The sequence below is a fragment of the Mucilaginibacter myungsuensis genome, from assembly GCF_015222005.1.
In the GTDB taxonomy this organism is placed as follows: domain Bacteria; phylum Bacteroidota; class Bacteroidia; order Sphingobacteriales; family Sphingobacteriaceae; genus Mucilaginibacter; species Mucilaginibacter myungsuensis.
Window position 1 is genome coordinate 742,778 of sequence record NZ_JADFFL010000003.1, and the last position, 17,574, is coordinate 760,351.

Genomic DNA, 17,574 nt, shown 5'->3' on the forward strand with positions numbered 1-17,574 from the left:
GGCAAAAGACGAAAGAAAACCCTTTCGCCTTTTACCTTTATCCTTTAACCTTATTCTAAAGTGATATCCAAACCTAAGCCGCGTAACTCATGAACCAATACGTTGAATGATTCAGGAACCGATGGCGTAGGCAGGTTCTCGCCTTTAACAATAGCTTCGTATGTTTTGGCACGGCCAATAACGTCGTCAGACTTAACGGTCAAGATCTCTTGCAGGATGTTAGCAGCACCAAATGCCTCTAACGCCCAAACCTCCATCTCACCAAAACGCTGACCACCAAATTGTGCCTTACCACCCAATGGTTGTTGTGTAATTAAAGAGTACGGTCCGATAGAACGGGCGTGCATCTTATCATCAACCATGTGGCCCAGTTTAAGCATGTAGATAATACCTACAGTAGTTTGCTGATCAAAGCGATCGCCCGTTAAACCGTTGTACAAGTACGTACGGCCCGATTCAGGGACACCTGCTTTAGCAACCCATTCTTCTACCTCTTCGTGCGTAGCACCGTCGAAGATAGGAGTAGCGAATTTCATACCCAGCTCTTTACCTGCCCAACCTAATACGGTCTCGTAGATCTGGCCCAAGTTCATACGTGAAGGTACACCCAGCGGGTTCAACACGATATCTACAGGGGTACCATCTTCAAGGAACGGCATGTCCTCATCGCGAACGATGCGGGCAACGATACCTTTGTTACCGTGACGGCCGGCCATTTTATCACCCACTTTAAGCTTACGCTTTTTAGCGATGTAAACCTTAGCCATCTGTACGATACCTGATGGAAGCTCGTCACCTACGCTGATCGCAAATTTATCACGACGGTAAGCGCCTAACTCTTCGTTCAGCTTGATGTTGTAGTTATGCAGCAACAACTTGATCTGATCGTTCTTATCATCATCAGTGGTCCATTTTGTTGGGTTGATGTTTTCATAAGGGGTCTCAGCAAGGATCTTTTGCGTAAACTTAACACCCTTAGCTACCAGCAGTTCTTTATAAACGTTAAATACACCTTGTGACGTTTTACCGTTAACGATCTCGAACAGTTTTTCAACCAATCCGGTCTTCAGTTCTTTTGTAGCACGATCATGCTTAACATCCAGTTTCTCGATCATTGCTTTCTCTTCGGCTTTAGAAGTTTTCTTAGCACGAGAGAACAATTTAGTATCGATAACCACACCGGCGATAGAAGGAGGGGTTTTTAACGACGCATCCTTAACATCACCCGCTTTGTCACCAAAGATGGCACGTAACAATTTCTCTTCCGGTGAAGGGTCAGATTCGCCTTTCGGAGTGATCTTACCGATCAGGATGTCGCCTTCTTTAACCTCTGCACCAACACGGATGATACCGTCCTCGTCAAGGTCTTTAGTGGCTTCTTCCGATACGTTAGGGATATCCGGTGTCAATTCCTCTTCACCACGTTTTGTATCACGCACTTCAAGTTCAAACTCCTCGATGTGCAGTGATGTAAATATATCCTGAGATACTACACGCTCAGAGATAACGATCGCATCCTCAAAGTTGTAACCTTGCCAAGGCATGAAAGCCACTTTCAAGTTACGACCCAAGGCTAACTCGCCATCTTGTGTCGCGTAGCCCTCGCAAAGCACCTGACCTTTTTCAACTCGCTGACCTTTCTTAACGATGGGTTTCAAGTTCATGGTAGTGCTTTGGTTGGTCTTTTTGAACTTGATCAAGCGGTAAGATTTAACGTCGCCGTCAAATGATACCAACCTGTCAAGGTCGTTACGATCATATCTGATCTTGATCTCGTTAGCGTCAACATACTCAACCACACCATTGCCTTCGGCATTGATCAGGGTACGAGAGTCTTTCGCTACGCGACCTTCCAGACCGGTACCTACAATTGGCGCTTCAGGGCGCAAAAGCGGAACGGCCTGGCGTTGCATGTTCGAACCCATCAAGGCACGGTTAGCGTCATCATGCTCCAGGAATGGGATCAGTGATGCAGCGATAGACGTGATCTGGTTCGGCGCAACGTCCATGTAATCCAGCTTTTCTGGCTCGATAACCGGGAAGTCACCCTCAAAACGTGCTTTTACACGTGGGTTCTCAAATACACCTTTATCATCATAGTAAGCATTGGCCTGGCCGATAGTTTTACCGTCCTCGTCCTCTGCCGACAGGTAGATAACATTTTCTTCAACCTTAACCTTACCATCAACTACGCGTTTGTACGGAGTTTCGATAAAGCCTAAGTTGTTGATCTTAGCGTGAACGCAAAGTGATGATATCAAACCAATGTTCGGGCCTTCCGGTGTTTCGATAGTACACAACCTACCGTAGTGGGTGTAGTGAACGTCACGAACCTCGAAACCTGCACGCTCTCTTGACAGACCACCGGGACCTAAGGCTGACAGACGACGCTTGTGCGTGATCTCTGCCAGTGGATTGGTCTGGTCCATAAATTGAGACAACTGGTTGGTACCGAAGAACGAGTTGATAACCGATGACAGCGTACGCGCGTTGATCAGATCGGTAGGTGTGAACACCTCGTTGTCACGGATGTTCATACGCTCGCGGATGGTACGGGCCATACGGGCCAAACCAACACCGAACTGTGCATACAACTGCTCGCCAACCGTACGTACACGACGGTTAGACAAGTGATCGATATCATCCACCTCGGCCTTAGAGTTGATCAACTTGATCAGGTACTTAACGATTGCAATGATGTCTTGCTTGGTCAATACCTTGGTCTCGTTAGATGTTTCCATCTTCAACTTACGGTTGATGCGGTAGCGGCCCACATCACCCAGGTCATATCTTTTATCCGAGAAGAACAAACGATCGATGATACCACGAGCGGTTTCCTCATCAGGTGGTTCAGCGTTACGTAATTGACGGTAGATGTGCTCCACCGCTTCTTTCTCAGAGTTAGAAGTATCCTTCTGTAAAGTATTATATATAATGGTATAATCACCGCTGGTAGATGAGTCCTCCTTATTCAGGATAACTGTTTTCACACCGGCATCAATGATCATGTCAATATGGTCGTCTTCTAAAACGGTCTCGCGCTCCAGGATGATCTCGTTACGGTCGATAGAAACTACCTCACCGGTATCCTCATCCACAAAGTCCTCTACCCATTTTTTAAGTACCCTTGCAGCAAGCTTACGGCCAATGAATTTCTTCAGGCCCGATTTGCTCACTTTTACTTCGTCGGCCAGTTCGAACAACTCAAGGATGTCTTTGTCCGAGTCGTAACCAATGGCACGTAATAACGTGGTAACAGGGAATTTCTTTTTACGGTCTATGTAAGCATACATCACGTTGTTAACGTCCGTCGCGAACTCTATCCATGATCCTTTGAACGGGATAACACGGGCAGAATACAACTTGGTACCGTTAGTGTGACGGCTTTGACCAAAGAACACACCCGGCGAACGGTGCAATTGCGATACAATTACACGCTCGGCGCCGTTGATCACAAAAGTACCTTTAGGGGTCATGTACGGGATAGTACCCAGGTACACGTCCTGAACGATAGTTTCGAAATCTTCGTGCTCCTCGTCGTTACAAGAAAGCTTTAACTTAGCTTTTAATGGAACGCTGTAAGTTAATCCGCGCTCGATACACTCTTGTATATCGTAACGTGGCGGATCTATAAAGTAATCAAGGAACTCCAGAACGAAGATATTCCTTGAGTCAGAAATAGGAAAGTTCTCAGCGAATACTTTAAACAAGCCCTCTTTGTGGCGATTGTCTGAAGTGGTCTCTAATTGAAAAAATTCTCTGAAAGATTGCAACTGCACGTCCAAAAAGTCAGGATAGTCTATGACATGCCTGCTGGTCGCGAAGTTTACTCTTTGTTCGATTTTGTTTGCCAAGGGATTATAATTTTAAGTCTATTATTGTAGATGCTGTGAGATATGAGATCTGAGATATGAGATTTGAGACAATTGGATCCACCTTTCGCAGGTGATATCTCACATCTCATATCTCACGTCTCATGTCTAAAGATCTATAAAACATTATAAACGGCAATAGACCCCAGCCAATTAAGGCCGGGGTCTTTATGCTTTAGGTGCTTGCGCGGGGTTAAATTACTTAACCTCAACAACAGCGCCAGCTTCTTCTAATTGTTGTTTCAAGCTAGCAGCTTCTTCTTTAGAAACGCCAGTTTTCAATTCTTTAGGAGCGCCATCAACTAAGTCTTTAGCTTCTTTCAAACCTAAACCGGTTAAGTCTTTAACCAATTTAACTACTGCTAATTTTGAGCCACCTGCTTCTTTCAGGATAACGTCAAATGCAGTTTGCTCAGCAGCAGCAGCAGGAGCGTCATCGCCACCAGCTGGAGCAGCAGCAACAGCAACAGCTGCAGCAGCAGGCTCAATACCATACTCGTCTTTCAAGATCTGAGCTAACTCGTTAACTTCTTTTACTGTTAAGTTTACTAACTGATCAGCAAACGCTTTTAAATCCGCCATTTTATTTTTTTACTTTAATTGCTTTTATTTTAATGTTGTGCTTTAACTGAGGTGCACAAATTAACCTCTTTCTTGTAATGTTTTAACAACACCGGCCAAAATGGTACCGCCTGATTGCAGGGCAGAAACAACATTTTTAGCAGGAGATTGTAATAATCCGATAACCTCGCCGATCAGCTGCTCTTTCGATTTCAGGTTGATCAATGTATCCAATTGGTTGTCACCAATGAAAATGGCCGAGTCGATATATGCTGCTTTGATGATCGGCTTCTCGCTACCTGCTTTTCTCAGTTGTTTGATCAGCTTAGCCGGAGCTGTTGCTGATTTAGAGAAAAGGATAGATGAAGAACCTTTCAATACGTCATAGATCGCTGTGTAATCGCCTTCAGATGCTTCCATAGCTTTTTGTATCAAGCTATTTTTTGCTACCTGAATAACGATATCACTCTCGAAACATTTACGGCGGATACTGTTGATCTTTGCAACCGTAAGGTTTGAAGTGTCGGTAATATAAAAATTACCATATTCCTTCATTTGTTCAGCAAGGGCAATTACCAGGTCGTGTTTTTGTTCTTTATTCATGACTTAGATCCCCGCTACTGTTTTAGTTTCAACTGTGATGCCCGGAGACATAGTTGATGAAATATGGATACTTTTGAAATATGTACCTTTTGCCGCTGATGGTTTTAACTTAGAGATAACCTGCAAAATTTCTAATGCGTTCTCATAAATCTTATCAGCAGGGAAAGATACTTTTCCGATCGAAGCGTGGATGATACCGGTCTTGTCAACCTTGAAATCGATCTTACCAGCTTTTACCTCAGTTACAGCTTTACCTACCTCAGTAGTTACTGTACCCGATTTAGGGTTAGGCATTAAGTTACGCGGACCCAAAATACGGCCCAACCGTCCAACTTTAGCCATCACACTTGGCATAGTGATGATAATATCAACATCAGTCCATCCGCCTTCAATTTTGGCAATGTATTCGTCCAAACCAACATGATCTGCACCTGCATCTTTAGCTTCTTGCTCCTTGTCCGGAGTACAAAGCACCAATACACGTACGGTCTTGCCGGTACCGTGAGGTAATGTTGCGATACCACGAACCATTTGATTGGCTTTACGTGGATCTACACCTAAACGAACATCGATATCAACCGATGAGTCGAATTTGGTGTTAGTGATATCCTTTACAAGGCTTGTTGCATCCTGTAAAGAATAAGACTTATTAGCCTCAATTTTGGAGAGTGCCACTTTTTGATTTTTTGTTAATCTTGCCACTGTCTTAAACTGATCTGTGTTTGTTAATTAATTAATTTTTGAATTCGAAGTGCGGGATGCCAAATTCGAAATGATATCACTTCGCATTTGAACTTTCGCGTTTCGCCTTCAATTAGTTCCAGGGAGCTGTACCGCTAACGGTAATTCCCATGCTGCGCGCAGTACCCGCAACCATTTTCATGGCCGACTCTACTGTAAAGGCATTCAGATCAGGCATTTTGTCTTTAGCAATAGTTTCTACTTGTTCCCAAGTAACTTTGCCTACCTTTTTACGGTTTGACTCAGCCGAACCACCTTTTAAACCTGTTGCTTCCAATAATTGGATAGCCACCGGAGGGGTTTTGATGATGAAATCAAATGATTTGTCTACATAAACAGTAATAAGCACCGGAAGCACTTTACCAGGTTTATCCTGAGTACGTGCATTGAACTGCTTGCAAAACTCCATAATGTTAACACCTTTTGCACCCAATGCAGGGCCAATTGGTGGAGATGGATTAGCAGCGCCGCCCTTTACCTGCAATTTTACCATTGCACCGACTTCTTTTGCCATTTTTACTTAATTATTTAATAATCAATGTTATTAGTGGAAGCTATGTAACATTTATCTTTTGTTTGAGATAGGAGATATTAGATGTGAGATAGGAGACCTCTGTACTAACACAACTTATTCGAACTATATCTTTTAAGACTTAAGAGCAAAGTTTTTAAACTTCAGCTTCCGGCTGCCCTTGTCTATATTTCCGGTTTAACAATGTCCGATGTCTCAATTTGATGTCTCACATCTCCTATCTAACATCTCACATCTAAAAGAGAACTACTCTTTCTCTACCTGCATGTAATTCAATTCGAGCGGCGTACGGCGGCCGAATATCTTTACCATTACTTTCAGTTTCTTTTTCTCTTCGTTAACCTCTTCGATCACACCGCTAAAGCCATTGAACGGACCGTCCATAACTTTAACAGCCTCGCCAACGTAGTAAGGCACATTCATGGTCTCACCCTGGCTGGTCATCTCATCAACCTTACCTAAAATGCGGTTAACTTCTGACTGACGTAAAGGGATAGCATTGCCTGCCTTATCACCTAAAAAGCCAATAACACTATTAATATTCTTAATAATGTGCTCCAGCTCACCATCTAAGGCGGCTTCCATCAATACATAACCAGGGAAGTAGTTACGCTCTTTTGCGATCTTTTTACCATCGCGCATTTGGTAATACTTCTCGGTCGGGATCAGTACTTGCGGTACAAGGTGCGAAATGCCTAAGCGGCTAACTTCGGCATCTACGTATTGCTTTACTTTCTTTTCTTTACCGCTGATGGCCCGTACAACGTACCATTTTAAATTTTCACTCATCCTATAAATAATTAAGCAAGTGAACTATAAAAATGCCTTAATATGTAGCTGATAACGTAATCCATACCAAACACTACCATCGCAATGATCAAAGCGGCCACTACTACAAGTACCGCGCTGCTTTGCAACTCGCGCCAGGTAGGCCAGGTAACCTTCTCGGTTAACTCTATGTATGATTCTTTTACGTATTCAACAAGTGCAGCCATCTTTATTTGCTTTGTAAAGCACGGGAACAAGGATTCGAACCCTGATCAAAGGTTTTGGAGACCTCTATTCTACCGTTGAACTATTCCCGTGTATAAATTACCCTAATTTCCCTAATAGGACTTTGAGTAGTAAATTGTGTCTCTTTATAGTAACAAAGTACTTAACCTTTTCAGGCTAAGTACTTTGTGTATAAATTAACCATCTTTTGTTCCCTTGCGGGATAAAAGTAGGACTATAATATTTCAGTTACCTGACCAGCACCTACTGTACGGCCACCTTCGCGGATAGCGAAACGCAGACCTTTTTCCATTGCGATAGCGTTGATCAACTTTACAGTGATGGTAACGTTATCACCAGGCATAACCATTTCTACGCCTTCAGCTAAGCTGATCTCGCCGGTTACGTCAGTGGTACGGAAGTAGAACTGTGGACGGTATTTGTTAAAGAACGGAGTGTGACGACCACCTTCTGCCTTTGACAATACGTAAACTTCTGCTTTGAAATCTGTGTGAGGTTTTACTGAACCTGGTTTGCAAATAACCATACCACGACGGATATCAGTTTTCTCAATACCACGTAACAATAAACCTACGTTATCACCAGCCTCACCACGGTCAAGGATCTTGCGGAACATCTCAACACCAGTTACGGTCGATTTTAAGTTCTCAGCACCCATACCTAAGATGTCAACTTGCTCACCAGAGTTGATAACACCACGCTCGATACGACCGGTTGCAACTGTACCACGACCAGTGATCGAGAATACGTCCTCAACAGGCATCAAGAAAGGAAGGTCTGTCAAACGTGGAGGGATAGGGATGTAGCTATCTACAGCGTCCATCAACTCCATGATCTTACCAACCCACTGAGGGTCAGCGTTCAAGCCACCCAAAGCAGAACCTTGGATAACAGGAATATCATCACCAGGGAAATCGTAGAATGATAATAATTCGCGGATCTCCATTTCTACTAATTCTAACAATTCAGGATCATCAACCATATCCACTTTATTCATGAATACAACCAATGAAGGTACACCTACCTGACGAGCCAAAAGGATGTGCTCGCGAGTTTGTGGCATCGGACCGTCAGTTGCAGCAACTACGATGATCGCACCGTCCATTTGGGCAGCACCAGTAACCATGTTCTTTACGTAATCCGCGTGACCTGGACAGTCAACGTGTGCGTAGTGACGGTTAGCTGTTGAGTATTCAACGTGTGCGGTATTGATAGTGATACCACGTTCTTTTTCTTCAGGAGCCGAGTCAATTGAATCAAATGAACGCGCTTCTGATAAACCAGCGTCAGCTAATACTTTAGTGATAGCTGCGGTAAGGGTAGTTTTACCGTGGTCAACGTGACCGATCGTACCGATGTTCAAGTGCGGTTTACTACGGTCAAATTTTTCTTTTGCCATGATCTTGTTATTTTTTGTAGGTTAATTTTCTTATTCAAATGCCCTTACGGGACTTTGAGCCAACAGCGGGACTTGAACCCGCGACCTCTTCCTTACCAAGGAAGTGCTCTACCGCTGAGCTACGTCGGCTTATTATCTTTTCTTTAATGCGAAATTCGAAGTGTAAAATTCAAATTTCCTTTTCCGTAACTACAGGCTTACTTCATTTCGAAATTCGCCTTTCGCACTTCGCATTTACTGGAGCGGAAGAAGAGGTTCGAACTCTCGACCTATAGCTTGGAAGGCTATCGCTCTACCAACTGAGCTACTTCCGCTTAAAATAGTTCGCAGTTTACAGTTGACCGTTAGCAGGTTACTGCCAGCTGCCTACTGCAAACTGCTTACTTAAAAAGTGGGGGGAGAAGGATTCGAACCTTCGTAGCCGAAGCAGCGGATTTACAGTCCGCCCCATTTGACCGCTCTGGTATCCCCCCATTGTATATTTCGGATCCATAATATCCAAAGTTGAAGCTAAACATCACTTCTCCGAAATAAACAGAGCCTCCTATCGGGATCGAACCAATGACCTACTGATTACAAGTCAGTTGCTCTACCAGCTGAGCTAAGGAGGCTTATATTTTCCTTTTGTAAAAGAACCACCCTTTCAGTTCAGTGCCGTGATAACGACCTCCCCGAAATGGACTGCAAATCTACGAAAAATATATCCCGTGCAAAATAAATTTTCAAATAATTTCAAGAGGTTTTTTAAGTGCTTATTTTGGAGGGTTTTGCGTTTGAAATTAAGTGTAGAGGATAATTGCCTTCGAATAATTCCCTAAGAAAAAAACGTCTATGGCTTATTTTCGCAACCATCTCCATGGAAATTTCCAATATTTACAGATACTTAAATCGATATGCCCACAAATTGGATCATTTCAGCTAACCCGGAAATGTACGATCATTCTAGCTCTTTTGAACACCACTCATATATCGATTGGCGACAAAAAGCAAATTTCAAGCCCGACGATGTGGTTTTCATATACACAACGCGGCCAATAAGTTCTATTCAGTACAAATGCATAGTAACGAAAATTGACCTAGCTTATCCTAACCTAAGAGACGACAAAGAATATTGGAGAAACCTGGATGAATATTATAAATCTATTAACGGTAAATTCATGAGGCTTAACCTTGTTGAACAGGTTTATCGCCCACATCTTAGCTTAGAAGTTCTCTTGCAAAACGGATTGAATGGGTCTCCTCAAGGACCTGTTAAAATCAATTCGCAATTATTTGAATATCTCGAAGCTAACTTTTCAGATAACTTACAATATGAAATTTTCCCGGAACTCATAAGTCAGTCAAGTACTGATTTCGAGGGTGTAAAGAGACAGGTAACTGTAAACAAGTATGAACGAAGTTCGATCGCTAGAAAAAAGTGTGTTGACCATCATGGATACAACTGCTCAGTATGTGATATTAACTTCGTAAACATCTATGGAGAATTAGGAAAGGATTTTATTCATGTCCATCATCTAATACCTATCCACCTGGTCGGTAAAGGATATAAAGTAGATTACAAAAAGGATCTGATTCCGGTGTGTCCTAACTGCCATGCCATGCTGCACAGAAAAATTGGCGGGATCGAACCGACTATTGGAGAGCTGAGGAAGCTGCTCAATCGAACCTAAGAAATAATTTAAAAAATTGATGCGCGGAAATGTACCAAACTAACAAGCTTGACGACCGTGCCCATGCGACATTTTTTCAAAGCCAGCATCCGTATAGCCTTTCTCGTCGATGAACTTATCTAAATGCTCCTGCATTTTACGATCATTGAAATCGATCAATAGTTTACGCAGATCTTCCGGGTCTTTTTCGTCATACTGGTCCTTCACCACCTTCAACACCATCAGTTGAGCATCATTTAACGGACCGTTTTTTACTGCACTTTTAATATCAAAACAAATATAACCAAGATCGCGGGCAAATAAATACAACCAAAAGTCACAAAAAATAACCCGCTAAGACTGAACTTAGCGGGTCGCATATTGTTGGCAAAGGGATCACCCTCTGTTAATATTCGTCTTCGGTAGCAGCAAGGATCGCTTTTTTAGCGGCCTCGTCGGCTATGGCGTGTTTGGTTTTGTGTTTGGCTATCTGTTTGCGCAGGCTCTCAATGGCCAGGTCGGTCGCTTCTTCAAAGGTTTTGCATTGCTCTTTAGCGAACAATTGGTTTCCCGGTATCTGGATCTTGATCTCCGTTATCTTGTTGGCTTCGTCTTCTACGTTCTCTAATTTCAAATAAACTTCACCGCTGATGATCTTATCATAAAATTGATCCAGCTTGTCGGCTTTCTTTTGGATAAAATCTAACAATTTGCTGTCAGCAGTGAAATGGATGGATTGAACTGTGATCTTCATGTGTTCTCCTTTTTTCTACGCCCTTGGATGGGCTTGTTTATAAATAGACTTTAATCGCTCCACGGAGTTGTGGGTGTAAATTTGAGTGGCACCTAAATTAGCATGCCCTAAAAGTTCTTTAATAGCGTTCAGGTCGGCGCCCTTGTTAAGCAGGCTGGTGGCAAAAGTATGCCTCAGCACGTGCGGGCTGCGTTTTTGCTGGGTCGATATTAGTTCTAAATAACTCTTCACTTTCTGGTAAATAAACCCCGGATATGCATCCGCTCCTTTATTTGTAACGACCAGAGTTAACGAATTGTTATTAAATTTTTCACTTTTCTTTAACGTTAGATATTCGGCTATCACCCGCTTCAATTCGGTGTTAATAGGGATGATGCGCTCTTTATTACGCTTACCTAAAACCTTGATGGTATCTTCGTATTGGTTAATGTCGGTCTCTTTCAGGGCAATAAGTTCGGCCAGGCGGATGCCGGTACCAAAAAGCAGCTCCAGTATTAGCTTATCACGCGTGCCCGAAAAATCTGAGGTAAAGCCTTTATCCAGCAGGCCGTCTAACTTATCGGTCTCTACCACCACCGGCAGTTGCTTGGTGATCTTAGGTGTTTGGATCTTGGCGGTGGGGTTATCGGTCACCAGATCGCTTTGCAGTAAAAATTTATAGTATTTGCGCAGCACAGCCACCTTGCGGTTAACGGTACGGGCGGTGTTGCCGGCATCCATTATGCTCACCATCCAAGCACGGATATGGTGATGGGTAACATCGGCAGGATGTTCAACAATAACTTCGGGATGGTTTACGTGATCCAGAAATTGTTCCAGATCGGCCCTATACGCCAGAACGGTGTGGGGCGAAAAGCGCTTTTCGAATTGTAGATAATTAACGAATTGGCTTAAAAACATAAAAACTATTTATACATCCGTGAGATCGAAATGTACAAATAGTTTTTTTATATATTTTCAAGAAAAATGAAAATAAAACGCAACTAACTTAGTTAGATACGTTTGCATTCATATTCTGAACATAAATAGCATGTTTAACCTCGATACGGCGGGTAACAGACTTTTTCTCGTATGCCTGACGGCTACGTAATTCGCGTAAGACACCGGTCTTCTCAAATTTCTTCTTGAAGCGTTTTAACGCCTTGTCTAATGATTCGCCTTCTTTAACGTTGATAATGATCATATCCTAATATACCTCCTTTCAGGGAGGGCAAAGGTAAGTAATTGTTTTTGAATGCGAAAGAGTTGGTGCAAATATTATAAAATTGATCTTGAGCAGGATGCAGATCCGGGCATTTCGATCGTCGCTAATGGCTCAATGACAGCGCAGCAAATGACCCAATGTCCGTGAAACAAATGACCAATTAAGGGCGTTGCCTGCGGCCCGCGCTATCCGTTGCAAGTCCTCGCCATCCCCCTGCGCCGGCCCGACGCGCGCTGTGGGCTTTCCACTACTATCGCTAACGCGGGTTACTAAAAACGCATCTATTTGAATATCAATTAAATAAATAAATTACAATAATAAATTATGTTAACCTTTGTTAACCTTCCCAGTGGTCGCGAAGCTATTTCACCCGTATCTCTATCGCCGCAGGCAGGCGTTTATCGGTAAAAGTGTAAACGCTTACCGTGTAGGTGCCGTTATCGTATAGCTTATTATCCTTGGTCTTATCATGAATATTAGTCGCGATCTTAAATTTAGCGGCCAATAGCTCTTTAGCAATAGTAGCTGCAAAAGTGTTAGGTGTAATATTATAGTCTACAATGTTATGCGCCTTCCTGTCCGTGGTCAGCGACTGGGTTTTGATGATCAGCTCGGCTCCCTTAGCGCTTTTTTTACTAAAGCGGTTCATCAATTGCCCGTTCACCGCCTCTGAAGGGAGTGGTGTAAAACCTTTCCCCTTTAAATAGGCCGAAGCCCCGGGGTTGGTCGTCCGCACCAGTTTTACCATGTCGGCCAAATGGATGCTTTGGCTATAGGCCTTTGCAGAAACAGCAATAAGTAGAACAATGATGGCGAGGTATCGGGCAGCAAATTTCATGCGTTAAAACTAAACAAATTTTATGCTGATGCCAATGCAAACTCGTTGTCCGCACGATCACGATCACCATTTTAGGGATGGTACTATCCGAAGACCGCTTATTACTGGTACATTAATTCTTTGATAAGTTTTTGTACCTTTATCATGTTTTAAATCACCCGATAACAGGTTTTGTTCGCTAATGGTTTGTCGCTGCCCCGGTAGCCGATGAAGTAAATGCGCTTATACGCTAACGGTTGCACAATTAAAACCCGATATTATTGTTTATTAAATAAAAAAGGTGTATATTCAAACATGGGTAGATCAGTAGAATCATTTAACAAAAAAGAACGCGAGAAGAAAAAATCAATAAAAGCACGCGATAAAAAAGAGAAAGCCGAAGAGCGCAAAGCAAACTCGGGCAAAAAAAGCATGGAAGATATGATGGCTTATATCGATGAGTTCGGTAACATCACATCTACCCCACCAGATCCGGCCAGACGTGCTGCCGTTATAGCTGCCGAAGAGATACAGATATCTGTACCCAAACAAGAAGAAATGGCACCGCCGGACCCTAACCGTAAAGGTGTGGTAACGTTCTTCAACACATCAAAAGGTTTTGGCTTTATTAAAGACACCCAAAGCCAGGAGAGCATTTTTGTACACGTGAACGCCCTGCAAGAAGCCATCGGCGAGAATGATAAAGTAACCTTCGAGGTTGAGCAAGGCCCCAAAGGCCTGAACGCCGTTAGGGTTAAAAAAGCGGTGAAGTAATTTTTAGCCTTAGATATAAAAACGGTGCGTTGATAATTCGACGCACCGTTTTTTATTTAGAGGGAACGCAAATTATCGGCCGACCCTTTTGGATCGGTCTAATAGCCGCTTTAACATCTTCCCATGTAGCGCCTTTTTCTTTCCCGCTTTTAAGATCGCCTGATAATTGTTTTAATTCTGACACCACCTTATCATCCTTCCACCACGCGTAGCGTACCCCTTCGTCTTGGTTTAGATTGATCATATCAGCAAAAGAATTTTTGAATATGAAGATAAAGATATCGACTTTGTATCCATATCGCTATTTTTAGAAATGAAATTCGCCTTGTCACTCCTTTTATTTATCGGTTTTACGATAAACGCCGTAAGCCAAAGCACTAATACTATTATCTTAAAAACGATCTTTGCCCCAACTTTTATGTACGGTTGTGAATTACCATTCAAAGTAGTGAGCATGATGCTAAGGGTATACTGAAGATGTCGGCCTATTATTCCACTGTGAGCGATACTTGCAAAATAAATGCGGACCATATTACCCTCATTGCTAACTTTTTCAAAAAACCATTCCCTATCGATCCCACAAGGCGCGGGCTTGACGGAATAGACGTTGGGGTGAACTATCGATCTGATCGTGTTACCCAAGAGTTTGGCTTCTGGTCGCCGGATAGCAGTTCGAACGAAAGTAAGTTAGCTATCTTATTGATCAATATAATGAATAACTCTTTCAAGAAACCCAACACCATTAACTACATCGAGCAGTTAGAACAATATTTTCCCCACAAATTAGGTCTTAAAAAAATTGCCGACAAGCCGTTAACATATAAGCTATACGGCACTGTAAGTGTTAATGACCAGAAACAGTTAAAAGACTTTTTCAGAACGCTGATAGATAAGAAAGAAGTATATATCGACATGTCGAACTTTAGCCGCATGGGTAAGATGTTTTATCCCGACGTTAAAGACCTGATGACCAAAAACGCCAACATCTACTGGTTAAACCTCACCCCCACCGGACTAAAGCAGTTGCGTGAAGTTGGCGTAGCAGATAAGAACATCATTACTAAATAAGTCCGGATCTACACTCTTGTCTTTGACCATTTACCTCAACACCTCCCTGCTGATCACGATCTTCTGTATCTCGCTGGTCCCCTCGCCTATAGTACACAGTTTAGCATCGCGGTAAAATTTCTCTACCGGGAAATCTTTGGTGTAACCATAGCCGCCAAATATCTGCACAGCCTCGTTAGCGCATTTAACAGCAACTTCCGACGCGAAATATTTGGCCATGGCCGATTGCTTGGTCACCGGCAGGTGGCGGTTCTTCAGATCGGCAGCCTGGCGGATCAGTAACTCAGACGCCTCTATCTCGGTAGCCATATCAGCCAGTTTAAATGATATCCCCTGAAAGTTACTGATCGGCTGACCGAATTGCTTCCGTTCCTTGGCATACTTCACTGCTGCCTCAAATGCACCCTTGGCAATCCCTAAAGATAGAGCCGCGATAGATATCCTACCACCGTCCAAAACTTTCATGGCTTGTTTAAAACCTTCGCCCTCTATACCCAACAGGTTCTGCTTGGGCACACGGCAGTTATCAAAGATCAGTTCGGTAGTTTCGGATGCACGCATACCCAGCTTGTTCTCTTTTTTTCCATGAGTGAAACCGGGCGTACCCTTTTCTATTACAAGAGCAGATATCCCGTGCGAATCGCCTTTAGCACCTGTGCGCACCATCACAACAGCTATGTTGCTACTTTTACCATGAGTGATCCAATTTTTAGATCCATTTACCACGTACTCATCGCCATCCAGTACCGCGGTGGTATTCATACCCAAAGCATCAGAACCGGTATTGGCTTCGGTCAATCCCCAGGCCCCGATCCACTCGGCGGTAGCCAATTTAGGCAACCAGCCATGCTTTTGCTCTTCGTTAGCAAAGGCCAATATATGGCCCGTACAAAGGGAGTTATGCGCGGCTACCGACAGACCGATAGATCCGCAAACCTTGGCTATCTCAACAATGGCAGTCACGTATTCCTGGTACCCCATACCCGATCCGCCGTATTCCTCGGGCACCAAAACCCCCATCAGGCCAAGGTCGCCCAATTGTTTAAACAGTTCTACTGGGAAGGTCTGTGCCTCGTCCCAGTCCATTACATGCGGACGGATGTGGCGCTCGGCAAAATCACGGGCCATTTGGCCGATCATCTGTTGGTCTTCGCCTGTATGCAAGTCAAATCCGGTGGTTACGGTGGCTGTATGAGTATCCATAATTATCTCTGTGGTTTATAATTGGTTTTGCAATATAACCATAAAACAAATACTATGCATGCATAGTATCTAAACTATAACGGTACTTGGTATAAATTGTTGCCGGATATTTACTAAAGCTTGATATCGGCCTAAAATATTTTTATAAATAATTGTTGAACAGACACTTTTCAGGCATCTTTACGCCGAATTTTCTTTGCAAGCAGCATCGAGAGACCCCTATTATCAACCCACAACAAACAACATGAAAAAAGTTATACTCGTAACCGGCGCATCGTCGGGCTTAGGTTTAGCTACGGCCAATGCTTTAGTAGCAGCAGGTCATACCGTTTACGGCGCAAGCCGCAATATCGATAAGGCACCTAACCCGGCTTTTAAACCGATCAAACTGGACGTGACCGAAGATGCATCGGTAAACGCCGCTATCGAAACCATCATCAAAGCCGAAGGTAAAATAGACGTGCTGATCAATAACGCCGGTAACGGTATCACCGGTCCGCTTTATGCCATGCCGGTTGAAGTGGCTAAAAAACAATTTGAAGTGAACTTTTTTGGTGTGGTGCGTGTGAGCAGCGCCGTGCTACCACACATGATCGGGAAGAACGCCGGACTGGTGATCAACGTGGGTTCGTTAGCAGGCCTGTTCGGTTTGCCTTACCAGGGATTGTATTGCGCATCTAAATTCGCGATCGAAGGTTATTCTGAAAGTCTGCGCATGGAGTTAAAGAACACCGGCGTGAAAGTAACGGTCCTTAACCCCGGCGACTTTAAGACCGATTTTACCGGCAATCGCGAAAAACTATCATTTAACCTTAACAACGATAAACTAAAAGGCGAGTTTGAAGCTGCTGTAGCCGCCATGGAAAAAGACGAAAGCATCGGTGCTGACCCATCAGTATTAGCCGCCAAGGTGGTGAAGATCGTAGGTACGGCAAACCCATCACACAATTACCTCATCGGCGCCATTGGCCAAACGATCGCGGTAACGCTGAAAAAAGTATTGCCGGGTGGTTTGTTTGTGAAACTGATGGATGAGCATTACGGGATAAAGTAGTTTTGGAAGTCCGGAAGTTAGAAAGACCGGAAGTCCGAAAGACAAAATATGATTACTTGTCATTGCGAGCGCAGCGTGGCGATCTCAGAGGACATGCAACGAGGACTTGCCTATAAGATTGCCGCGTCACTCCAACACTTAATCCTTCCCTTCGTTCCTCGCAATTGTAAAGGTTAACTAATTCGGTAACAGAATTAGCTTAAAAAGAGTTAAGCTAAAACGTTATGCGGAACATTAATAATGACCTTACCCTAAAGCGGAACTATCTAAGTAAGTATCGCTTCCTGATCAATGAGTATGAACAGGTAAAACGAGGAGAACATCCGACC

At 43.5% G+C, this 17,574-nt stretch carries 19 protein-coding genes and 5 tRNA genes; 4 read left to right on the forward strand and 20 right to left on the reverse strand.

The genetic code is table 11. The annotated features are described in order from the left end of the window. Positions 1 to 50: 50 nt before the first annotated feature. From rpoB to IRJ16_RS11125, 13 genes are all read right to left on the reverse strand, one after another. On the reverse strand, positions 51 to 3,854 hold the full coding sequence (rpoB, locus tag IRJ16_RS11065) for a DNA-directed RNA polymerase subunit beta (RefSeq protein WP_194111596.1): 3,804 nt from the start codon (positions 3,852 to 3,854) through the stop codon (positions 51 to 53). 216 nt (positions 3,855 to 4,070) lie between these two features. Continuing rightward, positions 4,071 to 4,454 (reverse strand): 50S ribosomal protein L7/L12, encoded by a 384-nt coding sequence (gene rplL / locus IRJ16_RS11070; RefSeq protein WP_194111597.1) that lies wholly within the window; start codon positions 4,452 to 4,454, stop codon positions 4,071 to 4,073. A gap of 60 nt (positions 4,455 to 4,514) precedes the next feature. Then, a complete protein-coding gene (gene rplJ / locus IRJ16_RS11075; protein WP_194111598.1) occupies positions 4,515 to 5,036 on the reverse strand; it encodes a 50S ribosomal protein L10 in 522 nt (173 codons plus the stop codon). Between the two features lie 3 nt (positions 5,037 to 5,039). Continuing rightward, complete coding sequence (gene rplA / locus IRJ16_RS11080) at positions 5,040 to 5,738, reverse strand: 50S ribosomal protein L1 (RefSeq protein ID WP_194111599.1); 699 nt, start codon at positions 5,736 to 5,738, stop codon at positions 5,040 to 5,042. Positions 5,739 to 5,850: 112 nt separating this feature from the next. Continuing rightward, entirely contained in the window at positions 5,851 to 6,291 is a 441-nt protein-coding gene (gene rplK, locus IRJ16_RS11085; RefSeq protein WP_194111600.1) for a 50S ribosomal protein L11, read from the reverse strand. Between the two features lie 264 nt (positions 6,292 to 6,555). Next, positions 6,556 to 7,098, reverse strand: a complete 543-nt coding sequence (gene nusG, locus IRJ16_RS11090) for a transcription termination/antitermination protein NusG (RefSeq protein WP_194111601.1) — start codon at positions 7,096 to 7,098, stop codon at positions 6,556 to 6,558. An 11-nt stretch (positions 7,099 to 7,109) separates the two neighbouring features. Then, positions 7,110 to 7,304 (reverse strand): preprotein translocase subunit SecE, encoded by a 195-nt coding sequence (gene secE, locus IRJ16_RS11095; protein ID WP_194111602.1) that lies wholly within the window; start codon positions 7,302 to 7,304, stop codon positions 7,110 to 7,112. A gap of 19 nt (positions 7,305 to 7,323) precedes the next feature. Then, a tRNA-Trp gene (locus IRJ16_RS11100) sits at positions 7,324 to 7,394 on the reverse strand. A gap of 143 nt (positions 7,395 to 7,537) precedes the next feature. Continuing rightward, positions 7,538 to 8,722 carry an elongation factor Tu gene (tuf, locus tag IRJ16_RS11105; RefSeq protein WP_194111603.1) on the reverse strand — a complete coding sequence of 395 codons (1,185 nt, stop codon included), beginning with the start codon at positions 8,720 to 8,722 and terminating at the stop codon, positions 7,538 to 7,540. Between the two features lie 57 nt (positions 8,723 to 8,779). Then, positions 8,780 to 8,851, reverse strand: a tRNA-Thr gene (locus IRJ16_RS11110). Positions 8,852 to 8,960: 109 nt separating this feature from the next. Then, positions 8,961 to 9,036 (reverse strand) — tRNA-Gly (locus IRJ16_RS11115). Between the two features lie 78 nt (positions 9,037 to 9,114). Further along, a tRNA-Tyr gene (locus IRJ16_RS11120) sits at positions 9,115 to 9,195 on the reverse strand. 65 nt (positions 9,196 to 9,260) lie between these two features. Then, positions 9,261 to 9,333: transfer RNA gene (locus IRJ16_RS11125), tRNA-Thr, on the reverse strand. Positions 9,334 to 9,615: 282 nt separating this feature from the next. On the opposite strand from IRJ16_RS11125, the gene IRJ16_RS11130 reads away from it, so the two are divergent. Next, the gene (locus IRJ16_RS11130; RefSeq protein ID WP_194111604.1) at positions 9,616 to 10,392 is read left to right on the forward strand and encodes an HNH endonuclease; all 777 of its coding nucleotides are present in this window, start codon (positions 9,616 to 9,618) and stop codon (positions 10,390 to 10,392) included. Positions 10,393 to 10,431: 39 nt separating this feature from the next. Here IRJ16_RS11130 and IRJ16_RS11135 read toward each other — a convergent pair whose 3' ends face one another. The 5 genes from IRJ16_RS11135 to IRJ16_RS11155 all read right to left on the reverse strand — a co-directional run bounded on the left by IRJ16_RS11135 (position 10,432) and on the right by IRJ16_RS11155 (position 13,167). Beyond that, the gene (locus IRJ16_RS11135; protein ID WP_194111605.1) at positions 10,432 to 10,701 is read right to left on the reverse strand and encodes a hypothetical protein; all 270 of its coding nucleotides are present in this window, start codon (positions 10,699 to 10,701) and stop codon (positions 10,432 to 10,434) included. 76 nt (positions 10,702 to 10,777) lie between these two features. Beyond that, entirely contained in the window at positions 10,778 to 11,125 is a 348-nt protein-coding gene (gene hpf, locus IRJ16_RS11140) for a ribosome hibernation-promoting factor, HPF/YfiA family (RefSeq protein ID WP_194111606.1), read from the reverse strand. A gap of 15 nt (positions 11,126 to 11,140) precedes the next feature. Beyond that, complete coding sequence (locus IRJ16_RS11145; RefSeq protein ID WP_194111607.1) at positions 11,141 to 12,025, reverse strand: tyrosine-type recombinase/integrase; 885 nt, start codon at positions 12,023 to 12,025, stop codon at positions 11,141 to 11,143. Between the two features lie 88 nt (positions 12,026 to 12,113). Next, positions 12,114 to 12,308, reverse strand: a complete 195-nt coding sequence (gene rpsU / locus IRJ16_RS11150) for a 30S ribosomal protein S21 (protein ID WP_194111608.1) — start codon at positions 12,306 to 12,308, stop codon at positions 12,114 to 12,116. Between the two features lie 382 nt (positions 12,309 to 12,690). Continuing rightward, positions 12,691 to 13,167, reverse strand: coding sequence for a hypothetical protein (locus tag IRJ16_RS11155; protein ID WP_194111609.1), 477 nt, complete (start codon positions 13,165 to 13,167; stop codon positions 12,691 to 12,693). A 294-nt stretch (positions 13,168 to 13,461) separates the two neighbouring features. Here IRJ16_RS11155 and IRJ16_RS11160 point away from each other — a divergent pair, with 294 nt between their 5' ends. Beyond that, complete coding sequence (locus IRJ16_RS11160; protein WP_194111610.1) at positions 13,462 to 13,920, forward strand: cold-shock protein; 459 nt, start codon at positions 13,462 to 13,464, stop codon at positions 13,918 to 13,920. A 52-nt stretch (positions 13,921 to 13,972) separates the two neighbouring features. On the opposite strand, the gene IRJ16_RS11165 is transcribed toward IRJ16_RS11160, so the two are convergent. Continuing rightward, complete coding sequence (locus tag IRJ16_RS11165) at positions 13,973 to 14,164, reverse strand: hypothetical protein (protein WP_194111611.1); 192 nt, start codon at positions 14,162 to 14,164, stop codon at positions 13,973 to 13,975. Positions 14,165 to 14,397: 233 nt separating this feature from the next. Between IRJ16_RS11165 and IRJ16_RS11170 the strand changes: the two genes are divergently transcribed. Next, on the forward strand, positions 14,398 to 14,988 hold the full coding sequence (locus tag IRJ16_RS11170) for a hypothetical protein (RefSeq protein WP_194111612.1): 591 nt from the start codon (positions 14,398 to 14,400) through the stop codon (positions 14,986 to 14,988). 30 nt (positions 14,989 to 15,018) lie between these two features. On the opposite strand, the gene IRJ16_RS11175 is transcribed toward IRJ16_RS11170, so the two are convergent. Continuing rightward, positions 15,019 to 16,191 (reverse strand): acyl-CoA dehydrogenase, encoded by a 1,173-nt coding sequence (locus IRJ16_RS11175; protein ID WP_194111613.1) that lies wholly within the window; start codon positions 16,189 to 16,191, stop codon positions 15,019 to 15,021. A 244-nt stretch (positions 16,192 to 16,435) separates the two neighbouring features. On the opposite strand from IRJ16_RS11175, the gene IRJ16_RS11180 reads away from it, so the two are divergent. Continuing rightward, positions 16,436 to 17,245: an SDR family oxidoreductase gene (locus IRJ16_RS11180; protein ID WP_194111614.1), complete on the forward strand. Its 810-nt coding sequence runs from the start codon at positions 16,436 to 16,438 to the stop codon at positions 17,243 to 17,245. The last annotated feature ends 329 nt before the right edge of the window (positions 17,246 to 17,574 follow it).

What these genes read in the sequence shown, in the direction of transcription:
- IRJ16_RS11170 (WP_194111612.1), top strand. Translation starts at nt 14,398, where the DNA reads ATGTCGGCCTATTATTCCACTGTGAGCGATACTTGCAAAATAAATGCG.
- rpsU (WP_194111608.1), bottom strand. Translation starts at nt 12,308, where the DNA reads ATGATCATTATCAACGTTAAAGAAGGCGAATCATTAGACAAGGCGTTA.
- IRJ16_RS11180 (WP_194111614.1), top strand. Translation starts at nt 16,436, where the DNA reads ATGAAAAAAGTTATACTCGTAACCGGCGCATCGTCGGGCTTAGGTTTA.
- rplJ (WP_194111598.1), bottom strand. Translation starts at nt 5,036, where the DNA reads ATGAATAAAGAACAAAAACACGACCTGGTAATTGCCCTTGCTGAACAA.
- hpf (WP_194111606.1), bottom strand. Translation starts at nt 11,125, where the DNA reads ATGAAGATCACAGTTCAATCCATCCATTTCACTGCTGACAGCAAATTG.
- IRJ16_RS11165 (WP_194111611.1), bottom strand. Translation starts at nt 14,164, where the DNA reads ATGATCAATCTAAACCAAGACGAAGGGGTACGCTACGCGTGGTGGAAG.
- nusG (WP_194111601.1), bottom strand. Translation starts at nt 7,098, where the DNA reads ATGAGTGAAAATTTAAAATGGTACGTTGTACGGGCCATCAGCGGTAAA.
- IRJ16_RS11145 (WP_194111607.1), bottom strand. Translation starts at nt 12,025, where the DNA reads ATGTTTTTAAGCCAATTCGTTAATTATCTACAATTCGAAAAGCGCTTT.
- IRJ16_RS11155 (WP_194111609.1), bottom strand. Translation starts at nt 13,167, where the DNA reads ATGAAATTTGCTGCCCGATACCTCGCCATCATTGTTCTACTTATTGCT.
- secE (WP_194111602.1), bottom strand. Translation starts at nt 7,304, where the DNA reads ATGGCTGCACTTGTTGAATACGTAAAAGAATCATACATAGAGTTAACC.
- IRJ16_RS11130 (WP_194111604.1), top strand. Translation starts at nt 9,616, where the DNA reads ATGCCCACAAATTGGATCATTTCAGCTAACCCGGAAATGTACGATCAT.
- tuf (WP_194111603.1), bottom strand. Translation starts at nt 8,722, where the DNA reads ATGGCAAAAGAAAAATTTGACCGTAGTAAACCGCACTTGAACATCGGT.
- rplK (WP_194111600.1), bottom strand. Translation starts at nt 6,291, where the DNA reads ATGGCAAAAGAAGTCGGTGCAATGGTAAAATTGCAGGTAAAGGGCGGC.
- IRJ16_RS11160 (WP_194111610.1), top strand. Translation starts at nt 13,462, where the DNA reads ATGGGTAGATCAGTAGAATCATTTAACAAAAAAGAACGCGAGAAGAAA.
- rplL (WP_194111597.1), bottom strand. Translation starts at nt 4,454, where the DNA reads ATGGCGGATTTAAAAGCGTTTGCTGATCAGTTAGTAAACTTAACAGTA.
- IRJ16_RS11175 (WP_194111613.1), bottom strand. Translation starts at nt 16,191, where the DNA reads ATGGATACTCATACAGCCACCGTAACCACCGGATTTGACTTGCATACA.